Annotated in this window: 13 protein-coding genes; 5 read left to right on the top strand and 8 right to left on the bottom strand. The window is 64.0% G+C overall.

Annotated features, from left to right (window positions below; all coding sequences use genetic code 11):
* Nucleotides 1-97: 97 nt before the first annotated feature.
* The 3 genes from V5F23_RS07250 to V5F23_RS07260 all read right to left on the bottom strand — a co-directional run bounded on the left by V5F23_RS07250 (nucleotide 98) and on the right by V5F23_RS07260 (nucleotide 3064).
* Nucleotides 98-1960: a trypsin-like peptidase domain-containing protein gene (locus V5F23_RS07250; RefSeq protein ID WP_338497864.1), complete on the bottom strand. Its 1863-nt coding sequence runs from the start codon at nucleotides 1958-1960 to the stop codon at nucleotides 98-100.
* Between the two features lie 112 nt (nucleotides 1961-2072).
* The gene (locus tag V5F23_RS07255) at nucleotides 2073-2468 is read right to left on the bottom strand and encodes a YbaN family protein (RefSeq protein ID WP_212803512.1); all 396 of its coding nucleotides are present in this window, start codon (nucleotides 2466-2468) and stop codon (nucleotides 2073-2075) included.
* An 8-nt stretch (nucleotides 2469-2476) separates the two neighbouring features.
* A complete protein-coding gene (locus tag V5F23_RS07260; protein ID WP_030141133.1) occupies nucleotides 2477-3064 on the bottom strand; it encodes a YecA family protein in 588 nt (195 codons plus the stop codon).
* A 451-nt stretch (nucleotides 3065-3515) separates the two neighbouring features.
* Between V5F23_RS07260 and recQ the strand changes: the two genes are divergently transcribed.
* From recQ to V5F23_RS07275, 3 genes are all read left to right on the top strand, one after another.
* The gene (gene recQ, locus V5F23_RS07265) at nucleotides 3516-5642 is read left to right on the top strand and encodes a DNA helicase RecQ (RefSeq protein ID WP_042730119.1); all 2127 of its coding nucleotides are present in this window, start codon (nucleotides 3516-3518) and stop codon (nucleotides 5640-5642) included.
* 117 nt (nucleotides 5643-5759) lie between these two features.
* The gene (locus V5F23_RS07270) at nucleotides 5760-6194 is read left to right on the top strand and encodes a MarR family transcriptional regulator (protein WP_042730118.1); all 435 of its coding nucleotides are present in this window, start codon (nucleotides 5760-5762) and stop codon (nucleotides 6192-6194) included.
* A gap of 101 nt (nucleotides 6195-6295) precedes the next feature.
* The gene (locus V5F23_RS07275) at nucleotides 6296-8314 is read left to right on the top strand and encodes a FimV/HubP family polar landmark protein (protein ID WP_338497866.1); all 2019 of its coding nucleotides are present in this window, start codon (nucleotides 6296-6298) and stop codon (nucleotides 8312-8314) included.
* Nucleotides 8315-8375: 61 nt separating this feature from the next.
* On the opposite strand, the gene V5F23_RS07280 is transcribed toward V5F23_RS07275, so the two are convergent.
* Nucleotides 8376-10577, bottom strand: coding sequence for a patatin-like phospholipase family protein (locus V5F23_RS07280; protein WP_338497868.1), 2202 nt, complete (start codon nucleotides 10575-10577; stop codon nucleotides 8376-8378).
* 69 nt (nucleotides 10578-10646) lie between these two features.
* Here V5F23_RS07280 and V5F23_RS07285 point away from each other — a divergent pair, with 69 nt between their 5' ends.
* A complete protein-coding gene (locus tag V5F23_RS07285; protein ID WP_042730115.1) occupies nucleotides 10647-10934 on the top strand; it encodes a SelT/SelW/SelH family protein in 288 nt (95 codons plus the stop codon).
* Here V5F23_RS07285 and V5F23_RS07290 read toward each other — a convergent pair.
* Nucleotides 10928-11818, bottom strand: coding sequence for a DMT family transporter (locus V5F23_RS07290; protein WP_047737677.1), 891 nt, complete (start codon nucleotides 11816-11818; stop codon nucleotides 10928-10930). The genes V5F23_RS07285 and V5F23_RS07290 overlap by 7 nt on opposite strands.
* 212 nt (nucleotides 11819-12030) lie before the next feature.
* The gene (locus V5F23_RS07295; RefSeq protein WP_047737675.1) at nucleotides 12031-12780 is read right to left on the bottom strand and encodes an AraC family transcriptional regulator; all 750 of its coding nucleotides are present in this window, start codon (nucleotides 12778-12780) and stop codon (nucleotides 12031-12033) included.
* Nucleotides 12781-12915: 135 nt separating this feature from the next.
* On the opposite strand from V5F23_RS07295, the gene V5F23_RS07300 reads away from it, so the two are divergent.
* Nucleotides 12916-13731 (top strand): UDP-2,3-diacylglucosamine diphosphatase, encoded by an 816-nt coding sequence (locus tag V5F23_RS07300; RefSeq protein ID WP_042730112.1) that lies wholly within the window; start codon nucleotides 12916-12918, stop codon nucleotides 13729-13731.
* Between the two features lie 16 nt (nucleotides 13732-13747).
* Here V5F23_RS07300 and V5F23_RS07305 read toward each other — a convergent pair whose 3' ends face one another.
* Nucleotides 13748-14335: an HD domain-containing protein gene (locus V5F23_RS07305; protein ID WP_042730111.1), complete on the bottom strand. Its 588-nt coding sequence runs from the start codon at nucleotides 14333-14335 to the stop codon at nucleotides 13748-13750.
* 21 nt (nucleotides 14336-14356) lie between these two features.
* On the bottom strand, nucleotides 14357-14668 hold the full coding sequence (locus V5F23_RS07310; protein WP_338497871.1) for a DUF962 domain-containing protein: 312 nt from the start codon (nucleotides 14666-14668) through the stop codon (nucleotides 14357-14359).
* Nucleotides 14669-14783: the final 115 nt, after the last annotated feature.

Below are 14783 nucleotides of genomic sequence, written 5' to 3' on the forward strand. Positions count from 1 at the left end.
CGGCGTCTGGTCTGGGGCGGTTTCGTCCCTTGCCGGTCCAGTCCCTCAGTGGCTGATCGTTCCCATGCGGTACGTGGGAACGATCAGCCTCGTGCTTTTATATCGTGCCGACAATGATGATGAACGTCGCCGTCTTGCCGTTGGAGGTCGCGGTGACCGTCACGAAACCGTATTGGTCGCCGGCGATCAGCTTCGGCGACACGGCGTCACCCTGGCTGTTGGTCGTCGCGGTCGGTGTCTGGTCGTCCCCGACGAAGCGGGTTCCGGTTTCCCTGTCGTCGATGATCGTGTAGGTGACCCAGGCGCCCTCTACCGGATTGCGGTCCTGATTCAAGGTGCGCGCCGTGAGGGGCAGGGGGAACTCAGTCCCTTCGGGCGCGATCTGGCCTTGCCCCGTGACCACGGACAGATGCTCCACGTTCTTCGTCGGGTCGCCCTCCTGCGACACCACTCGCAAGTGGAACGTGGCTGTCCGGCCGCTGGACAGGGCGGTGACCTGCAACGTCCCCGTCCTGGCGTCGGTCACCAGCGCTGGCGACGTCGCATCACCCTCGGCGTTCGTCTGCACGATCGGTGTCTGGTCAGCCCCTTCGAACCGGGTCCCGGTTCCGCCATCATCAGTGACTGCAAAGGTGACCTGTGCACCCTCGATCGCTGCGTCCAAGGGGTCTCTTGCCCGTGCGGTCAATGGCTTCGCAAACCGGCTGTCTGTGGGGGCGGCCTGGAGATTTCCCGCCTGCGTTCGTAGCGACTGAACCTCGCCCGACCCACGGGACATCACGGTCAGGGCGAGGTGGCTTGCGCCGCGGATCTGCCCGGTATCGGACAACAGCCGTACCCGGCCATCGGTGATCCGGCCCTCGGGGGCGCTGTCATCCACACGCAGCATGGCCGTTTGTGCCGTGGCCCAGTTGGCTGCGCCTTGCAGGGTGCATGACGCGGCTTTACCGTCCTCGGCGATCCATTGGGTGGCGCCGCTCTGGCAGGACAGGTCAGTGATCGCGGTATGGGTGGGGGCGTGGTAATACAACTGCTCGCCGGGTTTGCCTGCCACCGGGGATTCTCCGTCCACCTGGGTCACGCGTACCGCAATCGGCACGCCAGCCGCTCCCGGCTTGGCCACTGGCACGCTCGGCTGTTCCACCGGGACACTGCCCTCGGGCAACCGCTCATCGAAATATCCCGCGACTCCGGGCCAGATGCTGCTGATCTGCGTGCCAGCGTTGTACCCCGAACTGAAACCATAGTTCAGGGCAACCACCGCATTGGTTCGCGCATCGATCACTGGCGATCCGGAGGACCCTGAGTCGGTGTCGCAGTTGTATTTTGCGAAATCCGTCCGACCGTTGTTACGCACTTCGGTCACCCAGCAAGGGTGCCCGTCGTCGTGAAAGCGCGAAATTCGTTTCGGCCCCGCCAAGGGGTGGCCTGCAATGTAGACCGGGTCGCCAACCTCCGAGATGCGGGTATCCAGGCCCAGGTAGCCGAAGGCGTCCAATACGCCGCTGTCGACCGCCGCCTGATTCAGGGCCAGCAGCGCAAAATCACCCGAGCCATCGGATGCAACGATTCGCTCGACCGGCACCCGGACAGCAGGCCGCACAGCCTCCGAGTCGCAGCTCGTTTCCTCGTAATCGAACTCCACCACCATCCGCGTTATGTCCGGGTTCTCACCGATGACATGCAGGTTGGTGAACACGAGGTTCCCAGGCCCTACCCGCCATGCAGTGCCATAGCTGCGCCCGGTATAAATCCTCCCGACCGCCCGTGAGCGCTGGTACTTTGCCGGGTCCGACGCCTGTACGCATCGGGCCTTTTCGAGCTGGCTCTCGCCGATGATCTGGCCAGGAGTGATCGGGGTGGCAGGCGCAGGCTGCACGGCAGCGACCGCCAACCCGGCGGCCAGTACCAGCCCGGCAAAGGCCAGCGGCGCCAGCTTGTTTTTCAATGGGGTCGGCATGGCGGATGCTCCGGTCGCGAAAGGACGATGGAGCGATTAATGAGGTGGATTCGGTTCGCTGGCTACTGTCGGATCTGACAGGTTGCGCGCGTGGCTGACGGATGGTCGGGGCTTACGGTTTGCGCAGGGTCTTCTGCTTGAGGATGTAGACCGTCACCAGCACCGCGCTGGTGAGCATGAAACCGCGGGCCCATGGCAGCGGGACCAGGTAGCAGGAAAAGAGGATGCTCGCCCACATCAGGCCGATGGCGTAGACCTTGCCCTTGAGCGGGATGCCATTGCCGTTGAGGTAGTCACGGATCCACGGGCCGAGGCGGGGATGTTCTACCAGCCATTGGTAGAAGCGCGGCGAGCTGCGCGCGAAGCAGGCTGCGGCCAGGAGCAGGAAAGGAGTCGTGGGGAGGACGGGAACGAAGATACCGATGACCCCCAGCACCACGCTCAACCAGCCGATGGCCAGCAGAGCGTAACGCAGGATCAGCGGGCGATTGCCGATGGGCGCGGACACCCAGGCACTCAGTGGTGACGAGGCTTGAGGATCGCCGGTTTCTCATCCGGTGCGTTGCACAGCAGGTACAGGGCGGTGAGCGCCTCCGGGATCTGCACGATCATGTCGTCCATCAGGTTGGCGTCGGCAGCGATGTCGGAAAACTCCGGCTGCTCGTCGAACAGCCCGGAACCGACCATGATCGGCAGCAGCATCTCGCTGACTTCCTCTTCGGCGGTTTCGAACCAGGCGGCTTCGCGCAGGAACACGCCTTCCATGAAGCCGATGCACCAGCCACGCAGTTCCGAATCGTCCGGGTCATCGCCCAGGTCCAGTTCACAGGGCAGCTCGAATTCCTCGTCGGAAGCCAGCTGACGGGCGATGTGGGCCTTGAGGCCAACCAGCGTGGCTTCGATTTCGGCACGTTGGGCTTCGTCGCTGTAATGCGGCTCTTCGGCGAACAGGGCATCGATCCATTCGCGATCCGGCACCGGTTCGGAGCAGATCGACAGGGCGGTCAGATAGCCATGAGCGGCCACGTAATCCAGCGCCTCTTCGTGCAGCTCATCGGCGTCGAGGAAGACTTGCAGGCGGGTCAGTTGCTCAGCGAAGGACATTACGGGCTACCTTGGGGAATAAACAATGCGGGAATTCTAGGCCTTCTTGCGCCCACAGGCCAGCCGCGTGGCGTATTTGCCTCCTTCTCGATGGTAGACGCAGCCTCTGTGGCGAAGGGAATGACCTGTGGCGAGGGGATTTATCCCCGTTGGGCTGCGGAGCAGCCCTGAAACCATGCGCCCCGGTGTGTCAGGTGGGTTGAGTTGCCTCTTTTGGGGCTGCTCCGCAGCCCAACGGGGATAAATCCCCTCGCCACATGGAACGATGTCTGGATTCAACCACCTCTTGTCAGCAGCGCCCTTTGCACCGAAGGCCTCGGGTATACTGCCGCGTTTTGTGATGCCCTGCGGCGTCCCGCCGGTTCGAAACGCACACTTACGATTTGCCCAGGCAGCGTGGGTGATTCTGAACCAGCCTTGCAGGGATGTTTCGGTGATTTTTGGAGTTCCTATGCTCGAACAGGCTCAACGCGTCCTCAAGGACATCTTCGGCTACGACAGTTTCCGTGGCCGCCAGGGTGCCATCATTGAGCGCGTGGCCAGCGGTGGCGATGCCCTGGTGCTCATGCCCACCGGCGGCGGCAAGTCCTTGTGCTTCCAGGTGCCGGCGCTGCTGCGCAACGGCCTGGCCGTGGTGGTGTCGCCGCTGATCGCCTTGATGGATGACCAGGTCGCGACCCTCGAGGAACTGGGCGTGGCCGCCGCGTCGCTGAACTCCACCCTGAGCGCCGAGCAGCAGCGGGACCTGGCGGCGCGGATCAAGCGCGGCGAAGTGAAGATGTTGTACCTGGCGCCGGAGCGCCTGGTGCAGCCGCGCATGCTGGCGTTCCTGCAGAGCCTGGAAATCGCCCTGTTCGCCATCGACGAAGCCCACTGCGTGTCGCAGTGGGGCCACGATTTTCGTCGTGAATACCTGCAACTGGGGCAACTGGCGGAACTCTTCCCCGACGTCCCACGTATCGCCCTGACGGCCACCGCCGACAAGCGTACCCGCGAAGAGATCGTCGAGCGCCTGCACCTGCAGAACGCCGAGCGATTCCTCTCCAGTTTCGACCGTCCCAATATTTTCTACCGCATCGTGCCCAAGGAGCAGCCGCGCAAGCAGTTGCTGGCGTTCCTCGCCGAGCGGCGCAGCGACGCCGGCATCGTCTACTGCCTGTCGCGCAAGAAGGTCGATGAAGTGTCGGCGTTCCTGTGCGAGCAGGGGTTTCCGGCGTTGCCCTACCATGCCGGCCTGCCCAACGACCTGCGGGCCTACCACCAGAAGCGCTTTCTCAACGAAGAAGGCCTGATCATGGTGGCCACCGTGGCGTTCGGCATGGGCATCGACAAGCCGAACGTGCGCTTCGTCGCGCACCTGGACCTGCCCAAATCCCTCGAGGCGTATTACCAGGAAACCGGACGTGCAGGCCGCGACGGCCTGCCGGCCGATGCCTGGATGGCCTACGGCCTGCAAGACGTGGTGATGCTCAAGCAGATGTTGCAGAACTCCGAAGGCGACGAGCGGCACAAGCGCCTGGAGCAGCACAAGCTCGACGCGATGCTCTCGCTCTGCGAGGAAACCCGTTGCCGGCGCCAGACCCTGCTGGCCTATTTCGACGAAGACATGCCCCAACCGTGCGGACACTGCGACAACTGTGTCGACGGCGTGCAAACCTGGGATGCCACCGAGCCGGCTCGCCAGGCGTTGTCGGCCATTTTTCGCACCGGTCAACGTTATGGCGTGGGGCACCTGGTGGATGTGCTGCTGGGCAAGGACAACGAGAAGATCCGCAGCTTCGGTCACCAGCACCTGTCGGTCTACGGCGTGGGCAAGGCCCGCAGTGAAAGTGAATGGCGATCGTTGTTCCGTCAGCTCGTGGCCCGCGGCCTGGCCGACATCGACCTGGAAGGCTACGGCGGCTTGCGCCTGACCGAGCGCTGCCGCCCCTTGCTCAAGGGCGAGGTCACGCTGGAGTTGCGCCGCGACCTCAAGCCAGCCACCGCGGTCAAGAGCAGCAAGAGCCAGGCCAGCCAACTGGTGCGCGGCGAAGAGCGCGACCAGTGGGAAGCCTTGCGCGCCTTGCGCCGCAAACTGGCCGAGGAACATGGCGTGCCGCCGTACGTCATCTTCCCCGATTCGACGCTCTTGGAAATGCTCCGCAGCCAACCCGCGACCCTGGCCGACATGGCTCGGGTCAGTGGTGTGGGGGCGCGCAAGCTGGAACGTTATGGCGAGGCCTTCCTCCAGGTGCTGGGCGGCGAGGCCGAGGCGCCGGCGGCGGTGCTCGACGTCCGCCACGAACTGATCACCCTGGCACGGGCCGGCATGACGCCGCTGCAGATCGCCGGGCAGTTGCAGTGCTCGGAAAAGAACGTCTACACGATGCTGGCCGAGGCCATCGGCCAGCAGCAGTTGTCCCTGGAGCAGGCGCTGGACCTGCCCGAGGACTTGATGGGCGAGGTGCAGGACGCGTTTCTGGATGGCGAGGGCGAGTTGCCATCGGTGTCGGAAGTTGCCGCACTGTTTGTAGGGCGAGTGCCAGAAGGTGTGCTGTATTGCGTCAGAGCCGCCTTGCAGTCGGAATTTGAAGTCTGATCAGTGTGTTAAGCGCCTTTAACGATTCACTACAGGGCAACCCTTGCTTGAATCCGAAGCTCATGCTTAGCTGACTAATAATTAGCATTTCCCTATTTCAGATCTGATGAGTTTTTTATGCCGTTAACCGATCAACACCGATTTGGCATGCAACTGGCGCAGATGTCCCGGGGCTGGCGCGCCGAGCTGGATCGTCGCCTGGCGGGGCTGGGCTTGTCCCAGGCACGCTGGCTGGTGCTGTTGCACCTGGCGCGTTTCGAACAGGCGCCGACCCAGCGTGAGTTGGCCCAGAGCGTTGCCGTCGAAGGCCCGACCCTGGCCCGCTTGCTCGACAGCCTGGAAACCCAAGGGCTGGTGCAGCGCCAGGCCGTGGCCGAAGATCGGCGTGCGAAGAAGATCGTGCTGTGCCCGCCGGCCCGACCGCTGATCGAACAGATCGAAACCATTGCCACGCAGTTGCGCCGGGAGTTGTTCGAAGGCATCGACGAAGCGGACATGCGTGTGTGCATGCGGGTCCACGGCAGGATCCTGGCCAACCTGGAAAAATCCTGAGGCATATCGGCGGTATCCCGACTTTTGAGATTCGGCCGTTAGCGAACTATAACCAGTACTGAGCAATCGTATTGGATGCGTTCGAATCGAAAGGGATACCCATGCTTGAAAGTCTGCAGTCCACGTTGCGCAGTGGAGTCAACGTGTTGGTCGTCGTGGGGGCATTGGGGTATTCGGCCCTGGCGTCTGCGCTGGGGCTGGGGGAGATCACGCTTCATTCTGCCTTGAACCAGCCGTTGCGCGCCGATATTGCCCTGGTCGATGTCGCCGGGCTCGCCGAGGGCGACCTGTCGGCCAGCCTGGCAAGCCCGGACGATTTCAATCGCGCTGGCGTGGAACGGGTGTTTTTCCTCAACAACCTGCGCTTTACGCCGGTATTGCGAGGTGAGCGCAGTTACATCCGGGTGACCTCCAGCAAACCGGTGGAAGAACCGTTCCTCAACTTCCTGGTACAAGTCAGCCAACCCAATGGGCGCCTGTTGCGCGAGTTCACCGTGCTGATGGACCCGCCCGGCACACCGGGGATCGTGCCGGCCAATGACGAACCCGGTGCAGCCGCGCAGTCGTCGACACCGAGCCAAGCCGCGCCGGCCATCAAGCCGCCCCCTGCGACACAAGGCAAGCGCTACACCGTCGTGCCGGGGGACAACCCCTGGGTCATCGCCAAGCGCTTGCATGATGCCGGCAGCAACGGCTCGGTCAACGAGCTGATGGAAGGCATCCAGGCGCTGAACCCCGGCAGTGACCGGCTCTCCATCGGTCAACGCTTGTTGCTGCCTGATTCGGCCGTGTTGCCGACCTCCGTGGGGCCTGCCGCTGGCGCTGCCACTGCAACGGCCGCCTCCGATGAACAGTTGGCCGCCAGCGTGCTGCAAAACCAACAGCAACAGAAAACCATCGAGGCGTTGCAGGCCCGGCTCCAGGCGCAGGACGAAGAAATCAACGGCCAGCGCAAGCAGATCAGCGAATTGCAGGCGCGTTTGGCCGAGTCCGCCCCCGCGCCTGCCGTGGCCGCCCAGGCGTCGTCGCCACCTTCGACAGCGGCCCCGGTGGCGGACGTCCAGTCGACAGCGCCAGCGGCCACCGAGCCGGAGCCGGACGGCATCGACTGGCTGTGGGTGGGCGGGCTGGTCGGCTTGCTGGGCTTGCTCGGATTGCTGTTGTTCATTCGTCGTCGCCAGCAGGAACAGGTCGATTCGACGCCGATCCCCGAGCGCCCCGCGCTGATATTGGAAGATGCGGCCGAACCCTATGGCGTGCCCCTCGACAAGGCGCAACCCGAGGCCGCCAGCACCTTCAATCACGGCGATACGCCCCTGGGGGATGTGCTGGAAGGTGTCGGGATCTACCTGACCTACGGTCGCTTCACCGAGGCGGCGGGGTTGTTGCGCGCGGCCTTGCTGGCGGAGCCGGAGCGCACGGACCTGGGCCTCAAGTTGCTGGAGGTGCTGGGCAGGCAGGGCGATGTCATCGGTTTCCAGGCCCAGGAACAACATTTGCTGGCCCAGGGCGTCGACGCCGAGGTGCTGGAGGGTATCCGCGGGCGCTACCCCAAGGTGGCGACCCTCGCCACAGCGGCTGCGGTTCCCGCCGTGTTTCAGGCATCGGCCGCCGAGCTCGCGCCGCAACCGCCTGCTGCTGCGCCGGCCCCGCCACCCACCCACGTGCCGGGCGACGAATTCGAACTGGACCTCGACGCGCTGTCCCTGGAAACCAGTTGGGATTTGGCCGATGTTCCGTCGCCTGCCGTAGAAAAGCCGGCATCGGCGGCCTCTGACGAGTTGTCGTTCTCGGGATTCGGTGAACCGGAACTGCAATGGGAGGCCCCCCTGGAAACCGAGTCGTTGGACGATGATTTCCTCGACAGCTTTGCCGATGAAGAGCAGGCGCTGGAGCTGGAAGCATTGCCCTTCGAACCGGGTACCATTGAAGCCGATTCCCTTGAGTCCTTTACCCTGGAGCCCGAGGTGCCGGAAACCTCGGAGAAGTTGGAGCAGGCGCAGAACTGCATCGATGATGGCGACCTCAAGACCGCCATCTCACTGCTGGAAGAACTGCTCGAAGAGGGGGACGAGCCCCTCAAGCAGACCGCCCGGGTGTTGTTGGCCGGGATTCGCTAGGCAATGACGGGGTATCGGCTTGCCGGGCTCTTCGCGAGCAGGCGCCAATGCCCCAGGTCCCTCAGAACGTCTGGCCCAGGTTCAGGTACACCGCTTGCTCGTCATCGTCATTGAAGCCATAGCTGAAATTCAGTGGCCCCAGCGGTGTGTCGAAGCCCAGGAAAAGGCTGGCGGCCTTGATGTAGCCGCTGTCGAACGCATTGTCGTTGTTCCAGGCCCGGCCGCGCTCCAGCGAGCCGCCGATGTACAGCGGGAAGTCCAGCGGCAGGTACGCCCGCGGCGTGAGGCGGCGATAATACACGGCGCGCATCAGGCTCATGTTCTGCCCCGAGATACTGTCTTCGCGAAAGCCCGACAGTTGCCGTGCTCCCCCCAGGACGAAGCTTGAAGTCACGATTTCGGCGGTGTCGAGTGTCCGCCCGTAGCGCCCGCCCAGGATGAAAGTGTTCGGGCCGCTGCTCAGGGCCTTGTCCAGCTTGAACTCCCACTGGCGGTAGCGCTGGTCGGACCCCAATCCCGGTTCGTACTGGCGCCAGGCCAGGCCAATGTCCTCGCCTTCATGGGGGAAATACACATTGTCGAAGGAATCGAACGAGTATTTCAGTTCGTAGAAGCCCTCATTGAAATTTTCGCTGGGCTGGTCGTGGTCGCCGATGCGCACGTCCGCCTTGCCCCAGGCCTGGCCGACACCGAGGCGGACCTCGCCGCTGTTGCCGATCTGTCGGCCCAGGTTCAGGCCGAAGCCGTAGCGCTCGACGCGATACTGGGCGATCGGATCGTTGTCCAGGATAGCCTCGACGTTGCGCGACTCGAATTGCCCATAGGGTGCGATGAAATAGCGCGAGCCGACGTCCAGCGGTTGGTAGAACTCGCTGTACAGCTCCTGCCTGTCGCCGATCTGCGCCCGCGTCAGCCATTCGGCGCCCAGGCGATTGATCCCGTTGACCCGGTAGCTGGCGCCGAGGTTGAACGCGCTGTCGCCGCGCATGTCGTCCGACAGGCTTAGCCCCAGCCGCAGGTAATCGGTGCCGGTTCGTTTGCCCCGGGCGCTGATCACCAGCGTATGGTCCTGGCCCTTGCGCACCACGCGGTATTGCACCTGCTCGAAGTAATCCAGGCCATACAGCGTGCCCATGTCGGTCTGCAAGCGCCCCAGGTCCAGCGGCTCGCCGATCTGTTGGCGGACGTAGTAGCGAATCACGTCGTCGCCGACTTTCGAATCGTTTTCCACCCGGATCGCGGTGATGACCGGCGTGCGTTCACTTGGCGTGCGCGCCGCCATGAGCTGCGGGTCGGGCGGTTCGGCGGGGCGCAGGTGTGCCAGGCGGGCCTGGAGGATTTGCGTGGCGCGGTAGCCGGCATCGATCATTTCCCGGGCGCGTCCGAAATCGGTGGAGCCGAAGCTCGCCAGGGCCGGCTGGATCAACACGTCGTCCTGTTTCAGCGTGGCCAGTTGCTCTTCGGAGTTGCGCCGGGTCATCAGGGTGGTCGACTGGTTCAGCACGTCGACCACCGTGACTAACTGCTTGCGGTTGCGCAAAGGCGTGCCGATGTCGACCACGATGGCCACGTCCACGCCCATTTCCCGGGCCACGTCCAATGGAATGTTGTCGGCCATGCCGCCGTCCACCAGCAACCGGCCGTCCAGTTCTACCGGGGCGAACACCGCCGGGATCGACATGCTGGCGCGAATGACCTTGGGCAAGTGGCCTTTGCTGAACACCACCTTTTCGCCGCTGGCGATGTCGGTCGCCACTGCGCGGAACGGGATCGGCAGCTTGTTGAAGTCGCGGGTGTCGCTGGCGTGGGCCAACAAACTTTCCAGCAGCAGGTCCAGGTTCTGCCCCTGGATCACGCCCAACGGCAGGCCCAGGCTGCCGTCGTCGCGAAAGCTCAGTTTCTGCTTCACCAGGAAGTCCCGGTCATCCTGTTTGCGCCTGAAGGGCACATCCTTGCGAGGCGGGGCGTCGGACAGCGCCTGTTGCCAGTCGATGCCCAGGGCCAGCTTCTCCAGTTCGTCGATCTTGTAGCCCGACGCGTACAGCCCGCCGATCACCGCGCCCATGCTGGTGCCGGCGATGGCGTCGATCTTGATGCCTTGTTCTTCCAGGGCCTTGAGCACGCCGATATGGGCCAGCCCCCGGGCCGCGCCGCCGGACAGCACCAGGCCGATTTTCGGTCGCGCGGTTTGTGCGGCGGGTGCGTCGGCATGACCGAACAGGGGCAGCAACAACAGGAGCAGGCAGGGCAGCAAGCGGCGCATCGTCAATCTCGGGCGAACGGTAAAGGCGGGTATTATAACGACGCCCTCGACCCCAGGAGTTCACTCGCAATGACCGCGCACAAACCGGAAATCGTCATCACCTATTGCACCCAGTGCCAATGGCTGCTGCGCGCCGCCTGGCTGGCCCAGGAGTTGCTCAGCACCTTCGCCGACGACCTGGGCAAGGTGTCGCTGGTGCCGGGCACTGGTGGGGTCTTCCACATCAGTTGCGACGGCACCTCGATCTGGGAACGCAAGGCCGACGGCGGGTTTCCCGAGGCCAAGGTGCTCAAGCAACGGGTTCGCGACCAGATTGATCCGGCGCGCGACCTGGGCCATAACGACCGGGTTCAGTGAGACGCGGCCTCGGTGCCGACACTCGGTTTCTTCGAACCGGCCACCTGGCTCGACACGACGATTGCAACGATGATCACCGCGCCGCCGATCAACATGCGCAGCGTCGGGTTTTCATCGAACAGTAACCAGGCGATGGTGATGCCGTAGACCGGCTCCATGGCAAAGACCACGGCCGCCGTGCGGGCCTTGATCACCGCCAGGCTGGCGACGAACAGGCTGTGGGCCAGGCCGGTGCAGAACACGCCGAGCAGCGCGATCCACAGCCAGTCGAGAGGGCGTACATCGGCCAGTTGTGGCGCGGCCATGGGCAGCAGGCACAGGCCGACCACCACGTTCTGGCACAGTGCGGCCTGCACCGGCGGCACATGCGCCGAGCCGGCGCGGTTGGTCAATGACAACAGCGAGAACAGCAACCCCGAGGCCACGGCCCACAGCAGGCCGGTAGTGGCGCCGCTGGCCAGGTCGAAGTCTGGCGTGACCAGCACCAGGCCGATGCTCACCAACACCACCAGCAGGATTTCATTGGCGCGAATCCGCTCGCGGAAGATCAGCCCTTCGAGCAACACCGTAAAGGCCGGGAAACTGGCGAACCCCAACGTCGCAATCGCCACGCCGGCGACTTTGACCGCGATGAAGAAGCTCACCCAATGCCCGGTCAACAGCAACCCGCCCAACAACAGTCGACGGCCATCGGTTGCCCGCAGTTTTTGCCAACGGGTAGGGCTGGCGAACCGGGCAAACACCGCCAGGGCCAGTACGGCGAAGACGGCGCGACCGAACACGATGACCGCCGGCGAAGCGGCGGCGAGCTTGCCGAACACGCCGGTCAGGCCAAACATGAGGGCGCCGATGTGCAGGGCGCCGAGGGCGGTACGGGGAGTCATTGCGGTCCTTGGGCTGGTGGATTGGAACGGGTGGATAAGGGCATGGGCTCACTGATCGCTATCAGCCAACACAATTCCCTGTGGGAGCTTGCTCAATCAATGCAACGTTGACTGGCAGGCCGCCATCGCGAGCAAGCTCGCTCCCACAAGGGTATTTAAGCGTCAAGGACGCCTTGGTGTCTGTCGCGATCCTGGCGTTTTTTAGCGCCAGGCTAGCGTTGGCGTCGCAACTGGCCCGGTGAGGCGCCGAATTCGCGCAGGATGGCGGCGGCGAAGGCGCTCTGGGAGCTGTAGCCGACGCGATGGGCGATCTCGCCGATGGGCAGGTCGCTGTCGCGCAGCAACGCCACGGCCTTGTGCAAGCGGCGGCTGCGGATGTAGTCCATCGGGGTCTGGCCGCACTCGGCGATGAAGCGGGCGTGCAAGCGCGCGCTGGAGAGTCCGGCGACCTTGGCCAGATCGGCCACTTGCAGCGCATAGGCGGCGTACTGGTCGATGTGGGCGTCGAGGGCGGCAAAGGGCAGGCGCCGGCCACCGGACGGCTGCGGGCCAATGCCATTGAGGCTGGCCAGGAGCAGCACCGCACCTTGCTGGGCGATCACCGGGTCGTCCACCGGGCTGCCCGCCAGCCAACTGACCAACTGGTTTTGCCCCGCATCCAGCGGCAGGCGCGCGCAGCGGTCCAGCAACCGCCGGCTGGCGTCGGCATGGTCGCCCAGGGATTGCCCGACCCACTCATCGCTCGGCACATCCAGCACCAGGCAGCGGCTGCCGCGGGGGCTGTCACAGGCATGGTGGGCACCGGCCGGCACCACCACGAAACTTTGCTGCACCACCTGGCTGCCGCAGCCCTCGACCTCGAAATCCAGCGCGCCCGACAAGCCGAACACCAACTGGGCGTGGTCATGGCTGTGGACGATCAGGTCCTGGCTGTAGTGGCGTAGCGTGAGGATCGGTCTCATCGCGGTCTCCCGGGGGCAGGCCGCCAGTCTACACCCGGCGCGCCGCGCCTCGCGTTGTCATGTAACCGACTTGTGCCTGTCATGGGCCATTAACCGCCTGGGTGCACAGTGGCACAAACGATCAGAGGGTTGCCCATGACCAGCGCCGAGCTCGCCAGACCCAGCCGCAAACAACGTGTTCGCACCCTGTGGATCTCCGATGTGCACCTGGGCACCCGGGATTGCCAGGCCGAGCACCTGTCGCATTTTCTCAAGGGCTATCACGCCGACAGGATCTATCTGGTCGGCGACATCATCGATGGCTGGAAGCTGCGCGGCGGCATGTACTGGCCCCAGGCCCACACCAACGTCATTCGCCGCTTGCTGACCATGAGCAAGCGCGGCACCGAAGTGATCTACGTCACCGGTAACCATGATGAGTTCCTGCGCCGCTATTCGAAACTGATCCTGGGCAATATCCAACTGGTGGACGAAGCCGTGCACGTCACCGCCGACGGTCGGCACCTGCTGGTGATCCATGGCGACCAGTTCGACGTCATCACCCGGTACCACCGTTGGTTGGCGTTCCTCGGCGACTCGGCCTACGAATTTACCCTTACGCTCAACCGCTGGCTGAACCACTGGCGGGCCCGTTATGGCTATGGGTACTGGTCGCTGTCGGCCTACCTCAAGCACAAGGTCAAGACCGCGGTGAGTTTTATCAGCGACTTCGAAGAGGCCATCGCCCACGAATGCGTCAAGCGCGAGCTGCATGGCGTGGTGTGCGGGCACATCCATCATGCCGAGATTCGCCAGGTGGGTGGCGTGGAGTACCTCAATTGCGGCGACTGGGTCGAGTCATGCACGGCGCTGATCGAGCATTGGGACGGCTCGATCGAGCTGTATCGGCTGGCGGATGCCCAGGCGCGGGAGGCGCAGTTGAAGGCCCTCAAAGTGGCTGAGCCTGCCTGAGTCGTCTGCTGTTGTGTCAGGCGGGTGCGTCAGCCATCGCCGCCTTGTAGATCGACTGCTTCGGCGCGGCGAATACCCTTTCCAGCAGGGGTTCGAAGAAGCTCAACGGCAGCGTGTCGTAGTCGGCGTCGAACGCCGCCGCGTCGTAGCGGGCGCAGAATTCGAGGGTGGCCTGGTACTGCGGGTGTTCGCGAAATTGCTCGCGCAGGTGCCGGTCCATGCCCAGGTGATGGAAGAAGTAGTAGCCCTGGAAAAGCCCGTGCTTCTCCACCATCCACAGGTTTTCGGCACTGACGAAGGGCTTGAGGATCGCCGCGGCGATGTCCGGGTGGTTGTACGAGCCCAGCGTGTCGCCGATGTCGTGGAGCAGGGCGCAGACCACGTATTCCTCGTCTCGCCCGTCGCGGTAAGCGCGGGTGGCGGTCTGCAAGGAGTGGGTCAGGCGATCCACCGGGAAGCCACCGAAATCACCATCCAGCAGTTTCAGGTGGGCCAGGATCCTTCCCGGCAACTGCCGCGCGTAGGCGCTGAAGTCGGCCGCGATGATCGCCCAGTCTTCCCGGGTGCCGTCCTGCATGTGGGTAAAGCGTGCGTGGGTGCTCATCGACAATCCCCTGGTACCTGGTTAAAACGCCACCTTGCCCAGTATCATGTCCCGGTACATGACGAAGTCACCGAGCAGGCTGTAGAGCGGGTGTTGAAAGGTGGCCGGACGGTTTTTTTCGAAGAAGAAGTGCCCGACCCAGGCAAAGCCGTAGCCGGCGACAGGCAGGGCGAGCAGCCACCAGGCGCTGCCGACGACCCACGCCACGGCAACCAGCAGGATGACCAGGGAGGTGCCGATGAAGTGCAGTCGTCGGCAGGTGCTGTTGCTGTGCTCGCCGAGGTAGTAGGGGTAGAACTCGGCGAAGCTGTTGAATGATCTGACCTTTCCCAAGACGGCAGGCTCTTTGAGGGTTATTGTCCTTTCAAGTCTAGAGCGCTCATCTGCATCGGCCAGTGACAATGAGGGCCAGTCTAGTATCCTTCGCAAATCCGGCCGCAGCACGCGG

It is taken from the genome of Pseudomonas sp. WP18, assembly GCF_036689585.1.
Classification (GTDB): domain Bacteria; phylum Pseudomonadota; class Gammaproteobacteria; order Pseudomonadales; family Pseudomonadaceae; genus Aquipseudomonas; species Aquipseudomonas chlororaphis_E.

Excerpts from the sequence above, each read along its gene's own strand:
- V5F23_RS07270 (WP_042730118.1), top strand. The coding sequence starts at position 5,760 with ATGCCGTTAACCGATCAACACCGATTTGGCATGCAACTGGCGCAGATG.
- V5F23_RS07285 (WP_042730115.1), top strand. The coding sequence starts at position 10,647 with ATGACCGCGCACAAACCGGAAATCGTCATCACCTATTGCACCCAGTGC.
- V5F23_RS07295 (WP_047737675.1), bottom strand. The coding sequence starts at position 12,780 with ATGAGACCGATCCTCACGCTACGCCACTACAGCCAGGACCTGATCGTC.
- V5F23_RS07290 (WP_047737677.1), bottom strand. The coding sequence starts at position 11,818 with ATGACTCCCCGTACCGCCCTCGGCGCCCTGCACATCGGCGCCCTCATG.
- V5F23_RS07305 (WP_042730111.1), bottom strand. The coding sequence starts at position 14,335 with ATGAGCACCCACGCACGCTTTACCCACATGCAGGACGGCACCCGGGAA.
- V5F23_RS07275 (WP_338497866.1), top strand. The coding sequence starts at position 6,296 with ATGCTTGAAAGTCTGCAGTCCACGTTGCGCAGTGGAGTCAACGTGTTG.
- V5F23_RS07260 (WP_030141133.1), bottom strand. The coding sequence starts at position 3,064 with ATGTCCTTCGCTGAGCAACTGACCCGCCTGCAAGTCTTCCTCGACGCC.
- V5F23_RS07280 (WP_338497868.1), bottom strand. The coding sequence starts at position 10,577 with ATGCGCCGCTTGCTGCCCTGCCTGCTCCTGTTGTTGCTGCCCCTGTTC.
- V5F23_RS07250 (WP_338497864.1), bottom strand. The coding sequence starts at position 1,960 with ATGCCGACCCCATTGAAAAACAAGCTGGCGCCGCTGGCCTTTGCCGGG.
- recQ (WP_042730119.1), top strand. The coding sequence starts at position 3,516 with ATGCTCGAACAGGCTCAACGCGTCCTCAAGGACATCTTCGGCTACGAC.
- V5F23_RS07300 (WP_042730112.1), top strand. The coding sequence starts at position 12,916 with ATGACCAGCGCCGAGCTCGCCAGACCCAGCCGCAAACAACGTGTTCGC.